Origin of the sequence: Halomarina rubra (assembly GCF_023699475.1) — an archaeon.
In the GTDB taxonomy this organism is placed as follows: domain Archaea; phylum Halobacteriota; class Halobacteria; order Halobacteriales; family Haloarculaceae; genus Halomarina; species Halomarina rubra.
On sequence record NZ_JALXFV010000003.1, the window covers coordinates 168658 to 189076 of the forward strand.

Sequence of the window (20419 nt, forward strand, 5' to 3'; positions counted from 1 at the left end):
GGACCGGTCGAGTGACGAGAGCGGACCTTCGATTCGTCAGTCGACGAGGCTCACAGCAGAACGAACGAAGGGGGAACCCGGATAAGAGGTGGCCGCCTAACTGACAGCGGCCGACAACGACCCAGGAGAGCACGATGGACACACACCACGACGGTTCGGGCGACGGAAGGGAGAGCGGCGGACGTGCTTCCAGTGACGGAAGCCAGCGGTCTCACACCGACCACAGCGGCCACGAACAGCTGTTCCGTCGCCGGTTCTGGGTGTCACTGGTCCTCTCGATTCCGGTCGTCTACTTCAGCGAGTTCGTCCAGGAGGTGGTCGGGTACACCGCACCGACGTTCCCCGGAAGCGCCTGGATTACGCCGGTGCTCTCGGTGGTCGTCTTCGCGTACGGTGGCGTCCCGTTCCTCTCGATGGCCCGGACGGAACTCGCCAATCGCGAACCGGGGATGATGATGCTCGTCTCGCTGGCCATCACCGTCGCGTTCGTCTACTCCATCGCGAGTCTGTTCCTGCCGGGGACGACGCCGTTCTTCTGGGAACTCGTGACGCTCATCGACGTCATGCTGCTGGGTCACTGGATAGAGATGCGTTCGGTCCGTCGGGCGTCGGGTGCGCTCGACGAACTGGCGAAGCTCATGCCCGATACAGCGGAACGCATCACCGAGCGTGGCGACGTCGAGGAAGTGGCCGTCGCCGACCTCACCGAGGGCGACGTCGTCCTCGTTCGGCCGGGTGCGTCGGTGCCAGCAGACGGCGAGGTCGTCGAGGGAGCGTCGTCGGTCGACGAGTCGATGATAACCGGGGAGTCCAGGTCCGTCGGGAAGGAACCGGGCGACGAGGTGGTCGCCGGGACCGTCAATCAGGACGGCAGTCTCCGCGTCGTAGTGACGAAGACCGGCGACGAGACTGCGCTCGCGGGCATCGTGCGACTCGTCGACGAAGCCCAGCAGTCGCGGTCTCGGACACAGGTGCTCGCCGACCGTGCGGCCGGGTGGCTGTTCTACGTCGCGCTCGCCGTGGCCGCCATCACCGCAATCGCGTGGGTGCTGGCAACCGGGTTCGACATCGCCGTCCTCGAACGCGTCGTGACGGTTCTGGTCATCGCCTGCCCCCACGCGCTGGGCCTCGCCGTCCCGCTTGTCGTCGCCATCAACACCTCGACGGCCGCCCGGAACGGGATGCTGATTCGCGACCGCATCGCCATGGAGGAGGCACGGAACCTCGATACCGTGATGTTCGACAAGACCGGAACGCTGACCGAGGGCGAACAGGGTGTGGTCGGTGTCACGACCGTCGACGGGTGGAACGACCGGCGAGCGCTCGCCGTCGCGGCCGGTGTCGAGGGCGACTCCGAGCACATGATCGCTCGGGCGGTTCGCAGCGCCGCGACCGAGCGCGGGGTCGAGCCAGCGACCGTCACCGACTTCGAGAACCTCCGCGGACTCGGCGTCCGCGCGACCGTCGCTCCCGAGGCGACGTCGGCACCGACGCGGCCGAGTGGTACGTCGAGTGCGTCGAAGGGTGGCGAGACAGTTCACCTCGGTGGTCCGAACCTCCTCGAACGACTCGGCGTCGAACGACCATCCGCAATCGCGACGTTCGCCGACGAAGCGGGTTCGAACGCACAGACCGTCGTCTACCTCGTTCGCGAGGAGTCGGCGGTCGTGGCGGCGTTCGCACTCGCGGACGTGGTTCGTGCGGAGAGTCGAGCGGCCATCGACGCGCTCCACGCGATGGGCATCGAGGTGGCGATGCTGACAGGTGACTCCGAAGACGTCGCTCGTGCGGTCGCCGTCGAACTCGGTATCGACCAGTACTTCGCGGAGGTCCTCCCGGACGAGAAGGACACGACGGTCGCCCGGCTCCAATCGGAGGGGAAGCTCGTCGCGATGGTCGGCGACGGCGTGAACGACGCACCGGCACTCGCCAGAGCCGACGTGGGTATCGCCATCGGCTCGGGCACCGACGTCGCCATCGAGTCCGGCGACATCGTCCTCGTCGACAACGACCCGAGAGACGTCGTTCGGCTCGTTCGGCTCTCGGCGGCGAGCTACCGAAAGATGCAGGAGAACCTCGTCTGGGCGACGGGCTACAACGTCGTCGCACTCCCACTCGCGGCCGGACTGCTCGCGCCCATCGGCATCCTCCTCTCACCGGCCATCGGGGCGGTGTTCATGTCGCTCTCGACCATCGTCGTCGCTATCAACGCTCGGCGGCTCAAGACGGTCGACCTGTCTTCGTGAACGGGCACGGCGAACGCTCGCCGGACGACCTCTCGTCGGTCGACGAGACCGAGACCCGTCGGCGATACGCCGACGCGGTCGCACGGATGACCGAGAGACACGACCCAGGCGACCACGTGTGAGTTCCCGGTCGTCATCCGTATTCCTCGGTCAGTCACGCCGACCCGGCACTTCCGAGAAGTACTCGCGTGACGTTTCGTACAGCATGCGTCGCCACAGGTCACACAGCCGTTCAGCGGACACGAACGAGACAGCGTCGGGGACGACCCACGGAGCAGTCGCCGGACTGTCGCTCGCGGCCGACGGACTCCGGTTCGTCGCCGACCGGAGGACGTTCGAACCGGGCGTCCCCGTCGACTGGACCTTCCGTATCCTCGACGACCGTGGCGACCCCGTCGAGGCGTTCGAAGAGAGTCACGGCCGGCGAAGCCACCTGGTCGTCGTTCGTCGCGACCTCGTCGCGTTCCAGCATCTCCATCCGACACTGGACGAGACGGGCACGTGGCACTGTGACGGGTTCACGCTCCCACTCGGCGGCGTCTACCGCGCGTTCGTCGACGTCGTCGTCGACGGACGAGCGAGCACGCTCGGTTTGGACCTCTTCGCTTCGGGGACGTTCGACGTCGGTGCGGCGCTCCCGCCCGTGGAGACGGACGCTGACGCTCGGTACGAGGTCGAACTCCAGAGCGAACAAGTCGTAGCGGGCCGCTCTAGCCGGCTCTCGTTCGCCGTCTCCCGAACGGATGGAACGACTCCAGACCTCCGACCGTATCTCGGCGCTCGGGGACACCTCGTCGCGGTACGCGACGGTGACCTCGCGTACCTCCACGTCCACCCCACGGAGACGGAAGTCGAGGGGCGCGTCGAGTTCGCAGTCACGTTCCCGACGCCCGGTCACTACCGCCTGTTCTTGCAGGCGAAACCGGACGACGCCCTCCTCACGACCTCGTTCGACGTCGAGGTGTGAGACCGTCGGCTCTCAGGTGACGTTCACTCTCCTTCGGCCAGGCGCTCGTACTGCTCGGAGATTTCGGTCGCACACGACGAGCAACAGACCGCATGGCTGTCGCCACTGTCGACTTCGACAGTCTCCCCACCGTCGCTAATCGTGTTCCCACAGACGGTGCAGACGAGGCCGAACGCCCCTTCGACGCCGAGCCGTGGGTTCCACCGTGACTCGGCGAGCGGTTCGACCGACCACTCGGCGTCGTACTCTTCGGCGAGAGGACCGAGCAACTCGTCGAGTTCTATCGAACCCGACTGAACGGTCCCGACGACGGTCCCACCGACACCACGGCAGACGTGTTCGACGGCGTCGTGATTCGAGAGGTCGCGGGCGAGTTCGGCTGCACTCGCGGGGCTACACTCGGCGACGACGAGCGATTCGTCCGTCGTGCCGAGCGTCGAGCGGTCGACGTCGACCGTGAACCGTCGGATGACGCCGAGTTCTTCGAGTCGTTCGACTCGGTTCGAGACCGTCGGCGCGGAGCGACCGACCTCGTCGGCGATGTCACGGAACGACCGGCGGGCGTCCTCCATCAGGAACGCGAGAATCTGCCGGTCGATGTCGTCGAACTGTGTCATGAACGTTCAATCGGCCGTCGATGCACTCTCGCGCATCTCGGCGGGGTTGCTCATCCCTCCTTTCACACCGAACCTGACGAGGAGGACGTTGACGGGCCACGCGACGAGGAAGCCGATCGACAGCGAGAACGCCAGCGCCGACCAGAACAGTAGCTCACCCATGTGGGCGTCGGCCGCCAACAACAGGTCCGTCCCGATGGCGAACACCTCCATCACCGTGATGGACGGCGTCTCACTCAGCAACGCATCCCACGTCGCCTCTTTGAACCCGACACCGTCCTGCATCAACGGGCCGATGGTCAGCGCGTACCCGAACAGGTACGCGAAGCCGAACGTGACGGCGGCGACCCAGCCGACGGTGAGCGCGAGGATGCCCTGCGCGAGCGCGATGCCGACGACCTCCCCCGCGCCACAGCCGGAGTAGCAGTGTGCGGTCGAACGGAACCCCCGCCGCCACAACGAGTCGTGTGCGATCTGTGTTCGGCCGGTGTACCAGTAGACGGCGAGGCCGAACGGCCCGGAGTAGGCGACGACGAGCGTCCAGACACCCTTCATCATCGACCCGAGCGGTTCGTTGTTCGACCAGAGGTCCCACCACAGCACGCCGACACACGCGAGGACGACGAGCGCCCACACACCGACGACGAGCGGGTCCGAGAGGATGGGCACGAGCGCCTCTCGGGCAGGCTCCAACGCGTGCTCGACCTGCCTCGTGAGACCGCTGGGTCCTCCAGACGACCGTGCTAGAGGGGTCGCAGTCACGCCGATGTCTTCGACCATTGCTCGCCACACTGTTCACGCGCCTGTTTTAACGCGTTTGCCCCTCGGCTTCCAAAGTGTACGTCCGATACTGTGCACGCGGCCTCAGGTGGCTCGTGAGAGGTTGTACTGCCTTCCTGTACACGGTGGACGCCTGCTAACCAGCGACCACGCGAACGCTGCTTTTGCGAAGGCCGAGTCCGACCGCCGGTCACTTTCGATTCGTAAACCGGCGATCGGTGGGAGGGTCGGTCGACAGTCGGCGAGCGACCCCAGGACCGGCGGTCTGGTCGAACCGTATCAACGTAGTGCCGGCACAGAGGGGGTCGAACTGTTAGCGAAAAATCGCTTGAAACAGCCACCCGTCTATCGAGACGCGATGGTACTGCAAGACCTCAGTCACCTCGACGAGAACGCCCAGAACTGCATCGACGACTGCTTCGAGGCCGTCCAAGCCTGTGAGTGGTGTGCCGACGAGTGCGCCGGTCACGGCGAGGAGATGGCCGAGTGCGTCCGGCTCTGTCGGGACGTCGCGGACATCGCCGCGCTCTGCGCTCGGACGTGCCTCCGGCAGTCCGACTACGACCACGGTATCGCAGAAGCCTGTGCGGACGCGTGTGATGCCTGCGCCGACGAGTGCGAGCAGCACGACGCCGACCACTGCCAGACCTGTGCCGAGGTCCTCCGGGAGTGCGCCGAGAGCTGTCGGACGATGATGGCCTGAGCGAGGGCCGACCCACAGCGGACCCGGACGGGAGACGCCGGGCGCGCGCTGACGAGCAGTCCACGCGTAGTCGTACGGAGCGCCGAGCGTGAACTCACCGAGCGTGAACTCTTCGTGTGAATCGGGCTCGTCGGTCGCGCCCGGGTGTGGTCTCCAGCAACGACGAGGCCGCGAACCACGTACCGTCGAGAGCCGTACTGGGGAGGCCGCTCACACGACCCGGTCGCCGCCGGTGGTGACGTTCAGCCTCTCGACGGTCGTCGAGTTGACGCTGTTGATGGCGACGAGGGTGACGCGTTCGTGGGCGGGTAGCGATAAGACGACCCGGGACTGGCCCGGTTCGAGCTGGGTCGTGTGGTACGGGTCGCCGTTCGCGCGGACGACCGAGACGGTCGTCACCTCGCTGGCGTTGGGCGTCGACGCGAGCGTGGCGACGACGCGGACGCCCGACCCCGACCAGGACTCGGTCGCCGCGATGTCGTCGAACACCGTCGAGTCGGCGACGGCGGCGTCGACGGAGGGGTCGAGCGTGAGACACCCCCCGAGCGGGAGCGCCAGGGTCACCGCGACCGCGAGGAGGAGGCGACCGAACCGGTCGGTGTGCATACCGCCCCCTTCCGGGGCGACGTGAAAAACCGTTCACCCTGCACGCGTCGGTCTCCGGGACGCTCGTGCGGGGCGGCCGCTCGGACGGACGAGCGGAGAGAACGGCGGCGTCGCCGACGGCGAGCGCGGGTGCTCGCAACGCCGTCGTTTAATGGGCCGTGTTCTGTTGGGAGGCGTATGGACGCGCCGCGCCGACCGAACTGGGAGTACATGACCATCGAACCGCCGAAGGGGTTGACCAAGCGCGAGACCATCGACCCGACCGACCGCCTCAACGGCCTCGGCGCGGAGGGCTGGGAGCTGACCGCGACCATCGACTACGACAAGGGCGGGACGAAGCTACTGGTCCTCAAACGACCGGTGTACGATGAGTGAGTCGGACAAGGAGACCGACCTCTCGACGGCCGACCGGCTTCGCGAACGGACGGACGTGAACACCTACCTGTTCTGGGTGCTGCTCAGCCTCAACCGGTGGGTGCTCGTCGCCGCCCTCGCGCTCGTCGTGTTCGCGTCGTTCATGCTGTTCGGTGTCGCCAAACCCGTCTTGCTCCGGGAGATGATGACGACCAGCGACATGGTCGAGACGGTGTTCTCGGGGCTGGTCGGAGCCATCATCACCTCGACGACGCTCGTGGTCTCCATCAACCAGCTCGTGCTCTCCCAGGAGATCGGGTCGCTCGGCACCCAGCGCAGCCGAATGGACACGACGATGGACTTCTATCAGAACACCGACGAGCTGTTCGGCGACGTGACGCCCGCGAACCCCGCCGTCTTCCTCCGGAAGCTCATCGAGACCTGCGAGCAGCGCGCGGACGTACTCCGGGAGGTCGTCGGCGAGACCGACGACGACGACCTCCGGGCGCGAGTCGACGCCTACGTCGACGACCTGAAGGAGAACGCCGACACCGCCTACGGCGAACTCGACGACGCTGACTTCGGGTCGTTCGCCGTCGTCTCGCCCGCCCTCGACTTCAACTACGCCCGGAAGATGCACGACATCAGACGGCTGGGTGAGGCGTACGAGACCGAACTCACCGAGCCCCAGCGAACGGCGTTCCGAGAGATGCTGGAGGCGGTGACGATGTTCGGCCCCGTCCGCGAGTACATCAAGGTGCTGTACATCCAGTGGGCGCTCGTCAAACTGTCGCGGGCCATCCTCTACGCCTCGATTCCGGCGCTCATCGTCGCCGGCGGGATGGTCGTGTTCGTCGACGCCACCACGTTCGGCGGGACGATACTCGGTCTGGAGACGACGCTGTGGGTCGTCAGCGCCGCGTTCGCGCTCTCGGTGACGCCGTTTCTCGTGTTCACCGCCTACATCCTCCGGCTGGCGACGCTCGCGAGACAGACGCTCACCGTCGGCCCGCTCATCCTGAGCTGACGCTCGGGGACGGAGAGAACGCCGCGGCGGGCCGGGTCACCCGGACCCGGACCGGCGGCGCGACTCGTCGGCGATTCCGGAGTTCGCCGAACAGTTCGGACACGCCAGAACCTCGCCGCGTTCGTCGGCGAACACCGCCCGAAACTGTTCGGAGATGTGCGCGTCGCAGTGGTCACAGGTGGGCATATCCGTTCGTGTCCTCACCCCGGCGACGCATACGTCTGGGGCTCGCTGCGGGCCTTGCCGACACCCACACTCGTTGGCGACGAGCGACGGCGGCCGAGCGGTGCTCGGAGGGTGCGTCGCCCCCTCACTCGCGACAGAAGGTGAGCACCGCCTCGACGAACCGCTCCGGTGCGGTGTTCATCGCGACGTGGCCGTGGCCCTCGAAGACGACGACGCGACAGTTCGGGAGGCTGTCGCGGGCGAGGTCGGTCGACGCCCGCAGGTACGCGGGACTCTCGCTTCCGGTCAACAGCAGGGTGGGTGTGGTCAGGCTCTCGAATCGGGTCGGGTCGAACGTGTACTCGCGCGGTGCGACCGTCTCGCGGTAGAGGGTGTGGGCCGCCGCAACGCGGTCGGGCCAGTTCGGAGCCGCTCGGAGCGCGTCGACCTCCGCGGGGTCGAGTTCGGCGACGTCCGCCAGGAAGCGCACGAGCGCGCCCTCGTCGTCGCCCGCGTCGAGACGGGTTTTCAGGTCGGCGAGCACGCCCCGCGATTCGAGGTCGTCGAGCAGGTCGTCGACGACGAGGTCCGGTTCGTAGAGGACGAGTCGGTCGACGGCGTCGGTCCGGAGGGCCGCCTCCATCGCACAGGTCGCGCCGTAGGAGTGACCGAGCACCGCGGCTGGTTCGTCGATGGCGTCGACCACCGCGGCCACGTCCTCGAACTCCCGTTCGATGGCGTACTCGGGCGCGTCGCCGCTCTCGCCGCGTCCGCGTCTGTCGACGGCGTACACCGTGTGTTCCTCGGCGAGGCGCTCTCGCACGCCGAACAGTTCCCAGCGAGTGTGGTCGCCGGCGGACCCGTGGACGAGGACGAGCGGCGGACCACGCCCCGTTCGCTCGTACGCGATGGTCGTTCCGTCGGCCGACGTGACGGTCTCCATGGTCTCTCGACCGACCGGAGGCGACAGGCGAACGTCACGGTTTCGCACACCCGACCACCAGACCGTCGGGGAGCGAGCGCGGTCGGCCGTCTGGCTACCGCTCTGGCTGCACCATCATGTCGAGGACGACGGCGCAGGCGACGACGAGACCCGCGTCCATCCCCGTGGCGACTTCGATACCGTACGTGTCGCGGTACCTGAACCACGCCTTCGAGACCCCCGCGACGCGCTCGCCGTCGCGGAACAGTTCGTACTCGTGGTCGAAGACGTTCCCCTGCACGCGGAGGTCGTCCATCCCGTCGATGGAGACGGTGAACCGGTCGCGCAACGGGGCGACGAGCGCCTTCTTCACCGTCGCCGCTCGCTCGCCGTTCTTCTCGATAGTCATCGTGTCTCTGACGCGGGCCAACTTCTCCTGCAGTTTGTACTCGTCGCCGGTCCGGAGGTCGATCATCCGCAGCGTCTCGCGGACCCGTAACGCCTTCCCGTCGACCTCGAACGCCGGGTCGCCCGCCGCGGTCTCGACCGTGTAGTCGTCACCGACGGCGACGAGCTTCTGTGTCATCACGAAGCGCTCCCATCCGGGGGTGTCGCCCGGTCGCTCCCCGTGCTGGTCGTCGCTCGATTCTTCGCCACGTCGTGCTGCGCGCCGCGCCTCACGCCTGGCTCGTCGTCGTTCTCTCCGCCCTTTCGGAGCCATAGCCGACGGTAGCGCCAGCACCAGCATAACCCTGTAGCCACGCAGACAGGTCGCTCGCGAACCCCGGAGAGTCCGACGGAGGGGAGGCTCCGTCCCTCGGGCCGCGACGGGCCAGCCGTTCGAGGGGTGTTCCGGGACGCTCGCCGAACGAATCGTGACCCTCGCGGAGAGCCGAGCGGGACTACGACAGGACGTGGACAGCATCCGGCGGTATCGCGACGCTGACGGCGGCCCCGTCCAGCGACGCGAGCCGGTCGGCCGTCGCCGGGGAGACGGTCGCCGCGAGGTCGACGCCGGCGTCGAGGGCGACGACCACGCGGTACTGGTCCCCTTCGTCCAGCCAGCGACGGACCGTCCCGGGGAACGACTGGTCGGGCGCACTCGGGCCGTCGAGGGCACCCACCGCGCCGTCCAATCGGACGCGTGAGGGGTGGACGCAGGCCGTGACGGTCGCTCCCGAAGTCGGCTTCGCCGTCGCAGAGCGCACACGGAGCGTCGCGTCGCCGAGGCGGACACGAACCACCCCCTCGCCACTCCCGACGACCGGCACCTCGTAGACGTTCTCACAGCCGGTGAACTCCGCGACGAACCGCGTCGCGGGGCGTTCGAGCACCGACCGTGGCGTGTCGACCTGTTCGAGACGGCCCTCGCGCAACACGGCGAGGCGGTCGCCCAGCGCCGTCGCCGTCCGCTGGTCGTGGGTGACGTAGACGACGGGGACGGCGAGCGCGGCGAACAGGTCGTGGAGGTCCTCGCGCAGTCGTCGACGGATGGGCGCGTCGAGACTCGACAGCGGTTCGTCGAGCAACAGCACGTCCGGGTCGGCCGCGAGCGTCCGGGCGAGCGCGACCCGCTGACGTTCACCGCCCGAGAGCGTCGCTGGCCGTCGGTCGAGAACGTCGTCGAGTTCGAGCAACGCGGCGAGGTCCGCGACGCGACCCTCGTCGGTCGCGGCGTACGCGACGTTCTCTCGGGCGGTCAGGTGTGGGAACAGCGCGCCGTCCTGGAACACGACACCCGCGTTCCGACGCTCGGGCGGGAGGCCGTCGAGCGACCGACCGTCGAGCGAGACGCTCCCCGCGTCGGCGGTGACGAGACCGGCGACCAACGAGAGCAGCGTCGTCTTCCCGCTGCCGGAGGGGCCGAGTACGCACAGCACCTCCTCGCCGACCGCGAGGTCGACGGGGCCGAACTCGAACCCGGCGTAGCGCTTGGCGAGGCCGGCGAGTTCCAGCACGCTCAGCGACCCCACGGGGTCGTGCCGAGGCGGTCGAGGACGACGAGCGTGACGACGGCGACACCGACGAGCACGACGGCGACCGGGAACGCCGCGTCCAGGCCGAGCGTGGTGAACGACACCCAGATCTGGACCGGCATCGTCCGCGGGTAGTACGCGAGCATCACCGTCGCGCCGAACTCGCCCATCGAGCGGGCGAACGCCAGCGTGACACCCGCGAGGACGCCCGGCCACGCCAGCGGCAGCGTCACCCGACGGACCGTCGTCAGGCGACGCTTCCCGAGCGAGCGCGAGGCGGCCTCCAGTCGCGGGTCGACGCCCTCGAACGCCGCCGTCGCGGTGACGACGACGAACGGCGAGGCGACGAACGTCTGAGCGAGGACGACGCCCGCCAGCGAGCGCGTCAACGGGACGCCGTTCGCCGCGGCGAGACTCCCCAGGAGCGTGGTCGGCCCGACGACGGTCAGCAGGACCATCCCGCTGACGATGGGCGGGAGCACGAGCGGCAACACGACGAGCGCGGTGACGAGCGTCCGCGCCCGCCCCTCCGCCCGTGCCAGCCAGTACGCCAGCGGGAGGCCGAACACTGCAGCGAGCGTCGCACTCGCGAGCGCCGCGACCAGCGACGTGGCGGCCGCCGACACCACCGTCGGGTCGCCCAGGCGGGCGAGGACGACGCCCGGCGGTTGGGCGACGACGAGCGCGACCACCGGGAGGAGGTAGTAACAGCACAGCAGCGCACCGAGCAGGAACGACACCGAGAGCCAGTCGACGCCCGCGCGTCGTCCGGTGGACTCAGACCGTGAGCGCGTCGGGTGCATCTCCGGTGTAGCGTGGGTAGTCGGCGGGCACCACGAACCCGAACTCGGTCAGATAGCGACCCGTGACGTGGGCGCGGAACACGTCGTCGACCGCCGGCGAGCGTCGCCGGACCGTCGACCCGTAGCTCACGACGCCGCCGGACACGACGGTGCCGTCGGGCAACTCGTACGTCGCCGTCGCGTACCGCTCGGCGAACGCGGGGTCGCCCAGGTCGACGTCGGGCGGGAGGTCGACGAAGTCGTAGCCGCGTTCGACCGCCATGTTCCGGTAGGTGACCGCCGCGTCGATACCGCCCGTCTCGAACTGGGCGAGCAGCTGCGTCTCGGGGTACAGTTGGTCGTCCCGTGGGACGGCCGCCCGGAGGTCGACGTCGGTGTCGTAGTACGCGTTCGCCAACTCGAACAGGAACAGCGTCCGGTAGCCGAGCGGGTCGAGGTCGGGGTCCGTCCGCCCGAGGGCGACGTCGTCCCGCAGGAGCGTCCGGTGCCAGCCCTCGACGCCGGCGGCGGCGACGCGCCGCCCGCCCTCGGTGTCGGGGTTGTACGCGACGACCAGCGAGTTGGTCGCGAACTCGGCGTACCACGGCGCGTCGACGACGTCGAACAACGCCACGTCGGCCAGCGAGACGACGTCGGGGGTCTTCTGCCCCGCCGCGACGAGACGGGCGGCCTCCGCCGACCCGCGCGCCTCGACGGCGAGCGGCGCGTCCACGCTCGGGCGGAGGCCGTTCTCGAGGGCGTTGTTCAGACTGCCGGCGGCGAGCAGCGAGACGACTCGCGACCCCCCGCCGCGACCGAGGACGCCAGAACACCCCCCGAGACCACCGAGCGTCCCGGCGAGTCCCGCCAGGACGGTCCGCCGGTCGACCCGCGAGTCGGCCGTCATACCACGTAACTCGTAGTGGTTGAACGATAAGCGTGTCTCAACCGTCCGTGGTTACTCCGGTAGGGGCGTTCGGCGAGCGGTCGGCTCCGAGAGTGAGAACGAGTGACATCCGAAGCGGGGCGAACGCGGTAGCTTCAATACGACGTACTCCTGCACATCGCCGGGGCGGTATCGCCCCTACGTGAAGCCCGAAGCCCCTCTGGGGCTTTTTCGGTGCTCGTCGTTCGTCGAGAGCGTCGCCGACGAGTGGGCCCGCCGGCCGAGGCGACGGCCGAGCGGGCGGCAGTCGTCGCTGGGACACCGCGAGCGGGTTGCTCTGCACCGTGGACGGTGTACCGCGTGAAGCCCTTCGCCCACGGCGTTCGGTCGACATTCCGACGTGCCCAGCCGAGCGTCGGGCGGCCCGACGTACTGACAGAACGGCGTCAGTGCGTTCGTCGTGTCGACGTACTTCGTGCACCGACGAACCAGTCACTGCAACTCTCGCCGACCTGAAGTAACTACCGACGCCCCTCAACCCGCCGGGACCGTCACGAGCGACGGGCACTCGACGGCCGACACCGTCCCGTCGTCGATGGTGACACGACACCCCCACGCGGCGAAGGTGATGCGCAACGGCGCGTCCGCCTCGACGAGTCTATCGAGCGCGTCGGGGTCGAGTTCGTCTGCGAGCGGCGGCGTGAGCGAGAGCGGATCGACGTCCTTCGTCGCCGCGACGGCCGCGACCACGCGCGTACTGACGGCGATATCGTCGCTATCCAACATTGGTGTGTCCCGAGAGGAGACCCAGACATCCTTAGCTTCCACGGCCACCTGTCTTCGATTCCGTACGAATGCCGTAAATATTCTCGATATAGTTCACGAGGGTAGGACGATTACCGAATGTTCGGCCATTCTCCTTCGCTGACGGACGAAAATCGACAGTTCCGGAGAGTCAACGTCGACTGACGGTCCGGGACGGAGTAGCGTCGCGGACGTGGCCGGGCGGCCCCGTCGCCTGCCCGGTCACCGCCCCACCCCGCACGGGCAGCGTGGTCGCTTAGGTGACCGCCGCGACTACGGACGGCATGGACGAATCGAGACGAGCGAGCGACGAACGAGATGGTCACGACCTGCGTGAGACACTGCTCGGCGTCGAGGAGGGCGACCGCCTCCGGGTCACGTTCGGTGAGACCATCGAGTACGACGGGACGACCCACACCGACGCGACGTTCACCGTCAGGTCCGTCCACGACCCCGAGTCGGTGCGGAACCCCGCGTCGACCCACGACGTGCGCACGACCATCACCGGCTACCACGACGCCGAGGGGGTCGACGAGGATGGCACCGTCGAGGGCTGGCGCATCCGCATGGAGCGCCACGGCTCGGAGTGGCAGACGCCGACCGTCGCTGGCTACGACGCCGGTCGACACCCCGAGTTGGACCACGAGTCGCCGGGCCACGACACGACCGACGAGGTGACCGTCGAGTCGGTGACGGTCGAGGAGTCGGTGTAACCCGGCGGCGTACCGACCCCACCTACTCGGTCGCCTTCAGGTTGTGGACGACGTCTAGCCACTCCTCGATGGTCGCCGTCGGTTCGATGGCGTCGGCGATGGCGTCGGCGGGTTTGTACGCCATCGGCGCTTCGTCGAGCACCGACTCGACGACCGACTCCGAGTAGACGCCGTCCATCGCGGCCGCGAACTCCTCCAGCGACCCCTCGCGGTGGGCCTGCCGACGGCTCATCGTCCGACCCGCGCCGTGGGGGGCCGTGTCGTTCCACTCGTCGTTCCCCTTCCCGCGGGCGATGACCGACCCGTCGGCCATGTTGAACGGGACGACGAGGCGCTGGCCATCGCGGGCGGGCGTCGCGCCCTTCCGGACGGTCAGGTCCCTGAAGTCGATGTAGTTGTGAATCGAGCCGAAGCGTTCGACCGGGTCGACGCCGAGCGCCTCGCAGACGTTCTCGCTCATCAACTCGCGGTTCCAGCGGGCGTACTGCTGGGCGAACAGCATGTCGACGTAGTAGCCGTGGGCCTCTCGGCCGGCCAGCCAGTCGAGGTCGGTGTTTCGCTCCTCGCTACCGTCGCTCGTCGGCGCGAGGTCTCCCAGCGCGTCGAAGGCGTGTTCGATGGCCTTCCCGTCCAGTTCGGCGCGCAGACGCTCCTTGTCGATGTGGGACTCGCCCATCCCGCCGGTGACCCACGCGTAGAGGTCCTCGTCGGAGACCGTCTCGGGGTCGAATCGAAGGTACTCGGCGTACTCCTCGGGGACGGCGTCCCTGATGGCCTGCGTGTTGCGCCGTTCGCTGGCACGCTCCTGCCAGAACTGTGCGGTCGCGAGACCGAGGTAGCGCGACCCGCTGTGGACGACCAGCCAGTAGTCGCCCGACTCGCGGCCGCGTGCGAACTCGACGAAGTGGTTGCCGCCGCCGAGGGTGCCCGCCGACTGGATGATGTGGCCCATCCCCGGGTTGCGTCCGGCGAGGACGCGCGCACAGAGCGACTCGAAGTAGTCGCCGTCGTAGCCGTCGAACTCGAACTCCAGCGGGGCGACGGGGCGACCGAAGCGCTCCTCGTAGGCGGCGTCGAACGACGCGAACACCTCGTTGGCGCGCTCGAACGGGAACTGCTCGACGAGGTGGACCGAGTCGTCGTAGTCGTGGGTGTTCCGACCCATCGGGACGACGTCGCGGACCGCACGCTCGCGCTCGGCGTCCGCCAGCGGGAGCGTGTCGCCGAGCCTGGTGGCCGTCATGCCACAGCCGACGTCGACGCCGACGATGTTCGGGACGATACGGTCCGACAGCGGCATCGAGAACCCGATGGGTGCGCCCGCCCCCCAGTGGGTGTCGGGCATCACCCGGACCGGTTCGGTGAACGCCGGGTGGTCGATGAGTTCGCGGACCTGGTCGAGCGCGCTCTCCTCGACGAGCGACTCGTCGTCGACCAGCACGCGAGCGTCGGTGTACTCCCCGGAGAGCTCGATGACCATGGATTGGCGACACTCCGGGCGACGGCCCCAAGAGCGTGCCGATGGACCGAGACACCGTACCACGCCGCGACGACCCCGCCACCGGTCCTGACCGGCCACGACCGACGACGATGGAGGGGGACCACGGCCACGAATATAGAGAGACTGTCGCATCTATAGCGCCGTTTAAGCCGGTCGGTCGCCGAGGAGCAGACGTGCAACGGTACGACGAGCCCATCACCCACCGAACGGCGACCGAACCGCTCGACCCCGGTGTCGTCACGTTGCCGGCGACGGACCTCGGGCGGGCGACCGACTGGACGTTCTACGAGACCTACCAGGCGCTTCCCGACCCGGCCGACCAGTCCGACGGGGCGTACGTCGTCGTCGACGCAATCAACTTCTCGACGACCGTCGCGTGGCTGCTCGACCGCGGCGTTTCGGCCGTGACGCCGCTTCGCGACGAGGCGGCCGCCGAGAGCTTCGCCGAGCGAACCCCCGAGGCGCTCGTCGGCGGGGACTACACCCACGACGACCCCGGACGCGGCGACCTGAAGAACTCGCCGAGCGACTGCGCCGAGGCCCACCACGAGTGGGACGACACCCCCGTCGGCCTCCAGTCCATCAACGGCGCGAACGCCGTCTGTGCGGTCCGCGAGAACGCCGACTGCGTCGTCGCCTCACCCGTCAACGCCCGCGCGGTCGCCGACTGGCTCGACGGTCGAGACTCGCCCGTCCACTTCGTCGCGGCGGGCACCCGCGGGAACCAGGCCGTCGAAGACACCTTCGGCGTCTACCGCGTCCTCCACCACCTGCTGGAGGGCGGGTCGTCGGTCACCGACGCGATGCACCTGCGACTGCTCGACCACGTCTACGCCACCGCCGGCCACCTGAACAACCCGCCGGACGTCCACCCCGACCAGCGCGTCATCCGGGCGTTCGACACCCTCGACGCCGTCCCGGTTCGCGACGACGATGGCCGACTCGTCGTCGCCGACTGACCGTCGCTCACGGCCGTTGGCGGCCGATGATCACCCGATACCCGACCGAGGCGTGACAGCTCCTCTCACCCCCGAGTAACGTTGAAGTGTGTCGCGTCGCTCGACGTGAACGAATGGAGACCTCTTCCTCGTCCTGCTGAGGGGACGACGCGCGGGCGCGTCCCGGACAGCACCGACCGCCGCCGAGCGACGCGTGTGGTGACGCCCATCGTCACGCTCCGTCGGCGGGTATCGGATGCCGAGCGGACCGGGCCGTCCGTCACCGACCGTCGCCCCCGCGGGTGTCGGTCGGCGGCGTTGCGGCCACACGACGCATGAACTCAGGACACTCACTGCAGGGCGGGACCGCGGTCGTCGCGGCCCGCCGCACCGACGACGAACCGGACACGACCGAGATTCGCCGACTGACCGCCGCCGCCGGCTACGAGGTGGTCGCCGAGCGGACCCAGCGCCGCGCACGCGACGCTGGCTACGGCCTCGGCCAGGGGAAGGCCGAGGCGGTCGCCGAGACTGCCGCCGACCACGACGTCGACGCCGTGGTGTACGACGGCGCGCTCAGCCCCGGGCAGTACGCCAACTGGGCGGCGTTGCTCCCACCGGACGTCGAGTTGCTCGACCGCTATCGACTCGTTCTCGGCATCTTCGCCGAGGGGGCGGCCGACCGCGCCGCACAGCTGCAGGTCGAACTGGCGACACTGGAGTACCGACTCCCGCGGCTCCGGCAGGTGACGGAGGAGTCGCTGTTGAACCAGGCGACCGAGAAGGGGTCGGTCGTCCTCGACGTCGAGGACCGCATCGACCGCCTCCACAACGAGTTGCAGGCCGTCAGCGACCGTGCCGAGCGCCGCCGCACGGAGCGCCGCGAACAGGGGTTCGACCCGGTCGCCATCGCGGGGTACACCAACGCCGGGAAGTCGACGCTGTTGCACCGACTGGCCGACGACCTCTCCGTCGAGTCACTCGGGACGGGCCACGCCGACCTCGACGACACCGCAGCGGTCGAGGACCGCCTGTTCGAGACCCTGGAGACGACGACCAGACGCGCGACCGTCGGCGGGCGGCGCGTCCTCCTGACCGACACGGTCGGGCTGGTCGACGCGCTCCCCCACGACCTCGTGGCGTCGTTCAGCGCGACGCTCGACGCCGTCGCGGACGCCGACGTGGGGCTGCTCGTCGTCGACGCGAGCGACCCCGTCGAGGCAGTCCGCGAGAAACTCCGGGTGTCGCTGGGCGAACTTGACGACCCGCGTGGGGAGCTACTCGTCGTGCTCAACAAACGCGACCTGCTCGACGACGGAGCACTCGACGAGTGCCGCGAGGCCGTCGCCGACCTGGACCGAGTAGACGACGTGCTCGCGGTGAGCGCCGTCGAGGGGACGGGCGTCGACGCGCTGTGCGACCGCGTGCACGAGGCACTCCCCGGCGAGACGCTCCGCGCGAACCTCCCGAACGGCGGCGACACGGAGGCGTTCCTCGCGTGGGCGCACGACCACGGCACCGTCGTCGGCCGCGAGTACGACGGCGAGACGGTCCACTTCACCTTCGAGGCGCGACCCGCGCTGGTCGAACGGGCGCGGGCACGGGTCGACGACCTCGGCGGAACCACCGAGACGCCCGACGGCGACGGGTGACGACCCGAGGCGGACTCGCTCGACGACGGCGCGCGACGCCGGGGCGAGCGGTAGAAGGCTTACAAGCCAGTTCGAGAGACTGTCTGGAGTGTACCTCCCCCTGGTAGTCGCCGCAGTCGGCCTCGGCGTGCTGAGCGGCGGCCTCGTGTTCGTCCACGCATCGCACCGTCGAACCGCGCCCGCACGGTGGGCACTCGCCGTCGGGAGCGTCGTCGCGCTCGCGGTCGTCGCTGCCGACGCGCTGTTCGGTCCCGCGAGACGACTCCTCGCGACCGGCGACGTCGTCGCGGTCACCCCGTGGGCGCGGCTGATCACGGTCCTCGGCAGCGGCGTGCTGGTCGCCGTCGCCGCCGTCGTCGGCTACCCCGTCCTGTCGGCGGGGACGGCCGGTGACGCCGTCACACAGCGCGGCTGAGCGGTCGAGTCGACCCGACGTGGTGTGTCAGGACGGCGACCCCGTCCGCACCGAGGGGCCGGTCGTCGTCGACCCGTACCGGTCGGCCAGCCACTCCTCCCACGTCGCTCCGACGCCCCGGTCCGGACAGGTCGCCGCGCCGTCGCGGAACCCGCGGGCGACGGCCCCCGGTACCGGCAGTCTGACGACGGGCCGGCGCAGGCCTCTCGTCGTGCGGTAGGTTCTCGCCACCTCGCCGAGCGACAGCACCTCGGGGCCACAGACCGGCGACACCCGACCACCGGACTCGGGCGTCGCGTGCTCGACGACGGCGGCCGCCACCGCCTCGACCGCGACGGGTTGGACCCGGAAGCGCGTCGGGAGCGGCCACACCGGCAGTCGCGAGACGCCGTCGAGGAGGTCGGCGACGAACTCGTGGAACTGCGTCGCCCGGACGACGGTCGAGGGGACCGCGCTGGCCTCGACGGCCCGTTCGGCGGCCAGTTTGTGTTCGTAGTACGACAGCGGTATCTCGTCGACGCCGACGATGGAGACGTACAGGAGGTTCGAGACACCGGCGTCCTCGGCGGCGGCGAGCAGGCGCTTCGTCCCCTCGACGTCGACCGCCTCGCTGTCACCGCGTGGGGCGCTCGCGGTGTGGACGACGACGTCGGCGTCCGCGACGGCGGCCTCGACGCCCTCGCCCGTCGCGAGGTCGAGGGCGGTCCACTCGTTCGCGTCGTCGACGGGCGTGCGACTCGCGGCCCGGACCGTGTGGCCGGCCGCGCGCAGTCGTGGCCGGAGTGCGGTCCCGAGCGTCCCGGTCGCCCCGGTGAGCAGGGTTCTGGTCATGGGAGGACGTCGGTCACGCGAGAGCGTAACCTGGCTGCCGCACTGGCCCGGGGGGTTTATGTCGTTCGACCGGAACCCCCGCGCATGAAACACGTCCGGGTCGCCATCACCGCCCACGGCGAGGAGGGGGCGGTCCACCCGACGTACGACGTGCTCACCAACGCGCCGTTCGTCGAGCGGGCGACCGCGCTCCAGTGGAACGTCACCGGCGACACGCTCGGCATCCTCCACCACGTCGAGGGCGACGTCGACGCGTTCGACGAGGCGATCGGGGCGATCGACCCCGTCGTCGACTACGAACTCGAACCCGCGGGAGAGGGCGCGTTCTACGCCTACGTCGTCGACAGCCTGACGGCCGCCTCGCGGGGACTGTTCGGCGCGTTCGCGGGCGAGGGCGTCGTCGTCGTCCCGCCCATCGTCTACCACGCCGACGGCCGCGTCACGTTGTCGGTGTTCGGCCCCGGAGAGCGACTCCGCGAGACCGTCGCGGCCATCGACCCGCCCGTCGAGGTCGACGTCGAGGAGGTCGGCGGACTGACCCACGTCCCTCCGTCGGGCGAGACGCGTCTCAGCGAGCGCCAGCGCGAGGCGCTCGCGGCGGGGCTGGCGTTGGGCTACTACGACGTCCCGCGCGAGGCGAGCGTCGAGGACGTCGCCACGGCGCTGTCGTGTGCACCGAGCACCGCCGCCGAACACCTTCGGAAGGCCGAGGCGACGGCCGTCCGGGCGATTCTCGGGTCGTGGTGAGTCGATAGCGGTCGGTGTGTGAATCGCGGCCACCCCCGGTCACGGCCGTCGCGCGAGACAGCACACGGTCGCTCTCGATTCTCGCTCGGAGCTCACGTTCGCGTCGCGAACGTGAACAGCGCCCGACTGCCGAGCGGGTCGTCGACGAACCGCTCCCACTCCACGGCGAACCCGGCCGCCTCCAACTGCGAGCGGGTCGCGGCGCGTCCGGGCGTCGACCAGAACATCTCGTGGCCGCTGCCGAGCCAGTTGCTCGTCGTCGAGTCGCCGCTACCCGTCCCGACGGTCAGCAGGAGCAGGCCGCCCGGCCGGAGCACGCGCGCGAACTCCTCGTACACCGTCGGGTGCTCCGCGCGTGGCACGTGGAAGACGGCGTGGTAGGCGGTGACCGCGTCGACGCTCGCGTCCGCGAGAGGGAGGCTCGTCATGTCGCCCTGGACGAAGCGGGCGTCGGGGACCCGGTCGGCGGCCAGTTCGAGTTGTCGCTGGGAGAAGTCGAGGCCGACGCTCCCGAGCGGGAGGTTCGCGAGCGTCCGGGCACCGTCGCCACAGCCCACGTCGAGGACCAGCGGGGCCGCTCCGAGCGCGTCGAGCAGGTCCGCGAGGAGCGCCGAGTCCTCGCCGTCGGCGCGGCGCTTGGCGGCGTAGTCCTCGGCGACGGCGTCCCACGCACGACGGACCGCGGCGCGTCTGTCTGCCATACCGCCGAGAGGGGCGCGAGGTCGATTTCGGTTGCGGTGGCGGGGCGGTGACCGTACGGTGGCGGTACGACGACGATACGACGGGC

General features: G+C 69.4%; 24 protein-coding genes. 11 read left to right on the top strand and 13 right to left on the bottom strand.

What is annotated here, in order from left to right:
• Positions 1–134: 134 nt before the first annotated feature.
• From M1L36_RS06050 to M1L36_RS06055, 3 genes are all read left to right on the top strand, one after another.
• Positions 135–2246, top strand: coding sequence for a heavy metal translocating P-type ATPase (locus M1L36_RS06050; protein WP_250872825.1), 2112 nt, complete (start codon positions 135–137; stop codon positions 2244–2246).
• Positions 2243–2368 carry a DUF7967 family protein gene (locus tag M1L36_RS21330; RefSeq protein WP_305794364.1) on the top strand — a complete coding sequence of 42 codons (126 nt, stop codon included), beginning with the start codon at positions 2243–2245 and terminating at the stop codon, positions 2366–2368. Before M1L36_RS06050 ends, M1L36_RS21330 begins: the two co-directional genes overlap by 4 nt.
• 83 nt (positions 2369–2451) lie before the next feature.
• The gene (locus M1L36_RS06055) at positions 2452–3213 is read left to right on the top strand and encodes a DUF8832 domain-containing protein (RefSeq protein WP_250872826.1); all 762 of its coding nucleotides are present in this window, start codon (positions 2452–2454) and stop codon (positions 3211–3213) included.
• A gap of 23 nt (positions 3214–3236) precedes the next feature.
• Here M1L36_RS06055 and M1L36_RS06060 read toward each other — a convergent pair whose 3' ends face one another.
• Both M1L36_RS06060 and M1L36_RS06065 read right to left on the bottom strand, forming a co-directional pair.
• Complete coding sequence (locus M1L36_RS06060) at positions 3237–3830, bottom strand: Lrp/AsnC family transcriptional regulator (protein ID WP_250872827.1); 594 nt, start codon at positions 3828–3830, stop codon at positions 3237–3239.
• Positions 3831–3836: 6 nt separating this feature from the next.
• On the bottom strand, positions 3837–4610 hold the full coding sequence (locus tag M1L36_RS06065) for a DUF4396 domain-containing protein (protein WP_379819672.1): 774 nt from the start codon (positions 4608–4610) through the stop codon (positions 3837–3839).
• 358 nt (positions 4611–4968) lie between these two features.
• On the opposite strand from M1L36_RS06065, the gene M1L36_RS06070 reads away from it, so the two are divergent.
• Positions 4969–5313: a four-helix bundle copper-binding protein gene (locus M1L36_RS06070; protein ID WP_250872829.1), complete on the top strand. Its 345-nt coding sequence runs from the start codon at positions 4969–4971 to the stop codon at positions 5311–5313.
• A 210-nt stretch (positions 5314–5523) separates the two neighbouring features.
• Here the strand turns inward: M1L36_RS06070 and M1L36_RS06075 are convergent, their stop codons facing one another.
• Positions 5524–5919 (bottom strand): hypothetical protein, encoded by a 396-nt coding sequence (locus M1L36_RS06075; RefSeq protein WP_250872830.1) that lies wholly within the window; start codon positions 5917–5919, stop codon positions 5524–5526.
• A gap of 177 nt (positions 5920–6096) precedes the next feature.
• Here M1L36_RS06075 and M1L36_RS06080 point away from each other — a divergent pair, with 177 nt between their 5' ends.
• Positions 6097–6294 carry a DUF4177 domain-containing protein gene (locus tag M1L36_RS06080; RefSeq protein ID WP_250872831.1) on the top strand — a complete coding sequence of 66 codons (198 nt, stop codon included), beginning with the start codon at positions 6097–6099 and terminating at the stop codon, positions 6292–6294.
• The gene (locus tag M1L36_RS06085; RefSeq protein WP_250872832.1) at positions 6287–7300 is read left to right on the top strand and encodes a DUF7972 family membrane protein; all 1014 of its coding nucleotides are present in this window, start codon (positions 6287–6289) and stop codon (positions 7298–7300) included. Before M1L36_RS06080 ends, M1L36_RS06085 begins: the two co-directional genes overlap by 8 nt.
• A gap of 36 nt (positions 7301–7336) precedes the next feature.
• Here the strand turns inward: M1L36_RS06085 and M1L36_RS06090 are convergent, their stop codons facing one another.
• The 7 genes from M1L36_RS06090 to M1L36_RS06120 form a co-directional block, all read right to left on the bottom strand.
• Positions 7337–7486, bottom strand: a complete 150-nt coding sequence (locus M1L36_RS06090) for a DUF7563 family protein (protein WP_250872833.1) — start codon at positions 7484–7486, stop codon at positions 7337–7339.
• A gap of 124 nt (positions 7487–7610) precedes the next feature.
• Entirely contained in the window at positions 7611–8408 is a 798-nt protein-coding gene (locus tag M1L36_RS06095) for an alpha/beta fold hydrolase (protein WP_250872834.1), read from the bottom strand.
• Positions 8409–8502: 94 nt separating this feature from the next.
• Positions 8503–8973: an LURP-one-related/scramblase family protein gene (locus M1L36_RS06100; protein WP_250872835.1), complete on the bottom strand. Its 471-nt coding sequence runs from the start codon at positions 8971–8973 to the stop codon at positions 8503–8505.
• A 316-nt stretch (positions 8974–9289) separates the two neighbouring features.
• Positions 9290–10345, bottom strand: coding sequence for an ABC transporter ATP-binding protein (locus tag M1L36_RS06105; protein WP_369694217.1), 1056 nt, complete (start codon positions 10343–10345; stop codon positions 9290–9292).
• Positions 10346–10347: 2 nt separating this feature from the next.
• Positions 10348–11166, bottom strand: a complete 819-nt coding sequence (locus M1L36_RS06110; RefSeq protein ID WP_250872837.1) for an ABC transporter permease — start codon at positions 11164–11166, stop codon at positions 10348–10350.
• Positions 11141–12052 (bottom strand): extracellular solute-binding protein, encoded by a 912-nt coding sequence (locus M1L36_RS06115; RefSeq protein WP_250872838.1) that lies wholly within the window; start codon positions 12050–12052, stop codon positions 11141–11143. Before M1L36_RS06115 ends, M1L36_RS06110 begins: the two co-directional genes overlap by 26 nt.
• 513 nt (positions 12053–12565) lie before the next feature.
• Positions 12566–12817: a HalOD1 output domain-containing protein gene (locus tag M1L36_RS06120; protein WP_250872839.1), complete on the bottom strand. Its 252-nt coding sequence runs from the start codon at positions 12815–12817 to the stop codon at positions 12566–12568.
• Positions 12818–13095: 278 nt separating this feature from the next.
• Between M1L36_RS06120 and M1L36_RS06125 the strand changes: the two genes are divergently transcribed.
• On the top strand, positions 13096–13548 hold the full coding sequence (locus M1L36_RS06125) for a hypothetical protein (protein WP_250872840.1): 453 nt from the start codon (positions 13096–13098) through the stop codon (positions 13546–13548).
• A 22-nt stretch (positions 13549–13570) separates the two neighbouring features.
• Here the strand turns inward: M1L36_RS06125 and M1L36_RS06130 are convergent, their stop codons facing one another.
• Entirely contained in the window at positions 13571–15028 is a 1458-nt protein-coding gene (locus M1L36_RS06130) for an RtcB family protein (RefSeq protein ID WP_250872841.1), read from the bottom strand.
• A gap of 194 nt (positions 15029–15222) precedes the next feature.
• Between M1L36_RS06130 and M1L36_RS06135 the strand changes: the two genes are divergently transcribed.
• From M1L36_RS06135 to M1L36_RS06145, 3 genes are all read left to right on the top strand, one after another.
• The gene (locus M1L36_RS06135) at positions 15223–16008 is read left to right on the top strand and encodes a 2-phosphosulfolactate phosphatase (RefSeq protein ID WP_250872842.1); all 786 of its coding nucleotides are present in this window, start codon (positions 15223–15225) and stop codon (positions 16006–16008) included.
• 314 nt (positions 16009–16322) lie between these two features.
• Entirely contained in the window at positions 16323–17639 is a 1317-nt protein-coding gene (gene hflX / locus M1L36_RS06140) for a GTPase HflX (RefSeq protein ID WP_250872843.1), read from the top strand.
• Positions 17640–17727: 88 nt separating this feature from the next.
• On the top strand, positions 17728–18054 hold the full coding sequence (locus tag M1L36_RS06145; RefSeq protein WP_250872844.1) for a hypothetical protein: 327 nt from the start codon (positions 17728–17730) through the stop codon (positions 18052–18054).
• Between the two features lie 27 nt (positions 18055–18081).
• On the opposite strand, the gene M1L36_RS06150 is transcribed toward M1L36_RS06145, so the two are convergent.
• Complete coding sequence (locus M1L36_RS06150) at positions 18082–18885, bottom strand: SDR family oxidoreductase (protein WP_250872845.1); 804 nt, start codon at positions 18883–18885, stop codon at positions 18082–18084.
• Between the two features lie 84 nt (positions 18886–18969).
• Between M1L36_RS06150 and M1L36_RS06155 the strand changes: the two genes are divergently transcribed.
• Positions 18970–19632, top strand: a complete 663-nt coding sequence (locus M1L36_RS06155; protein WP_250872846.1) for a helix-turn-helix domain-containing protein — start codon at positions 18970–18972, stop codon at positions 19630–19632.
• Positions 19633–19724: 92 nt separating this feature from the next.
• On the opposite strand, the gene M1L36_RS06160 is transcribed toward M1L36_RS06155, so the two are convergent.
• On the bottom strand, positions 19725–20333 hold the full coding sequence (locus M1L36_RS06160) for a class I SAM-dependent methyltransferase (protein WP_250872847.1): 609 nt from the start codon (positions 20331–20333) through the stop codon (positions 19725–19727).
• Positions 20334–20419 lie beyond the last annotated feature (86 nt).

What these genes read in the sequence shown, in the direction of transcription:
- M1L36_RS06050 (WP_250872825.1), top strand. Translation starts at nt 135, where the DNA reads ATGGACACACACCACGACGGTTCGGGCGACGGAAGGGAGAGCGGCGGA.
- M1L36_RS06055 (WP_250872826.1), top strand. Translation starts at nt 2,452, where the DNA reads ATGCGTCGCCACAGGTCACACAGCCGTTCAGCGGACACGAACGAGACA.
- M1L36_RS06060 (WP_250872827.1), bottom strand. Translation starts at nt 3,830, where the DNA reads ATGACACAGTTCGACGACATCGACCGGCAGATTCTCGCGTTCCTGATG.
- M1L36_RS06065 (WP_379819672.1), bottom strand. Translation starts at nt 4,610, where the DNA reads ATGGTCGAAGACATCGGCGTGACTGCGACCCCTCTAGCACGGTCGTCT.
- M1L36_RS06070 (WP_250872829.1), top strand. Translation starts at nt 4,969, where the DNA reads ATGGTACTGCAAGACCTCAGTCACCTCGACGAGAACGCCCAGAACTGC.
- M1L36_RS06075 (WP_250872830.1), bottom strand. Translation starts at nt 5,919, where the DNA reads ATGCACACCGACCGGTTCGGTCGCCTCCTCCTCGCGGTCGCGGTGACC.
- M1L36_RS06080 (WP_250872831.1), top strand. Translation starts at nt 6,097, where the DNA reads ATGGACGCGCCGCGCCGACCGAACTGGGAGTACATGACCATCGAACCG.
- M1L36_RS06085 (WP_250872832.1), top strand. Translation starts at nt 6,287, where the DNA reads ATGAGTGAGTCGGACAAGGAGACCGACCTCTCGACGGCCGACCGGCTT.
- M1L36_RS06090 (WP_250872833.1), bottom strand. Translation starts at nt 7,486, where the DNA reads ATGCCCACCTGTGACCACTGCGACGCGCACATCTCCGAACAGTTTCGG.
- M1L36_RS06095 (WP_250872834.1), bottom strand. Translation starts at nt 8,408, where the DNA reads ATGGAGACCGTCACGTCGGCCGACGGAACGACCATCGCGTACGAGCGA.
- M1L36_RS06100 (WP_250872835.1), bottom strand. Translation starts at nt 8,973, where the DNA reads ATGACACAGAAGCTCGTCGCCGTCGGTGACGACTACACGGTCGAGACC.
- M1L36_RS06110 (WP_250872837.1), bottom strand. Translation starts at nt 11,166, where the DNA reads ATGCACCCGACGCGCTCACGGTCTGAGTCCACCGGACGACGCGCGGGC.
- M1L36_RS06115 (WP_250872838.1), bottom strand. Translation starts at nt 12,052, where the DNA reads ATGACGGCCGACTCGCGGGTCGACCGGCGGACCGTCCTGGCGGGACTC.
- M1L36_RS06120 (WP_250872839.1), bottom strand. Translation starts at nt 12,817, where the DNA reads ATGTTGGATAGCGACGATATCGCCGTCAGTACGCGCGTGGTCGCGGCC.
- M1L36_RS06130 (WP_250872841.1), bottom strand. Translation starts at nt 15,028, where the DNA reads ATGGTCATCGAGCTCTCCGGGGAGTACACCGACGCTCGCGTGCTGGTC.
- hflX (WP_250872843.1), top strand. Translation starts at nt 16,323, where the DNA reads ATGAACTCAGGACACTCACTGCAGGGCGGGACCGCGGTCGTCGCGGCC.
- M1L36_RS06150 (WP_250872845.1), bottom strand. Translation starts at nt 18,885, where the DNA reads ATGACCAGAACCCTGCTCACCGGGGCGACCGGGACGCTCGGGACCGCA.
- M1L36_RS06155 (WP_250872846.1), top strand. Translation starts at nt 18,970, where the DNA reads ATGAAACACGTCCGGGTCGCCATCACCGCCCACGGCGAGGAGGGGGCG.
- M1L36_RS06160 (WP_250872847.1), bottom strand. Translation starts at nt 20,333, where the DNA reads ATGGCAGACAGACGCGCCGCGGTCCGTCGTGCGTGGGACGCCGTCGCC.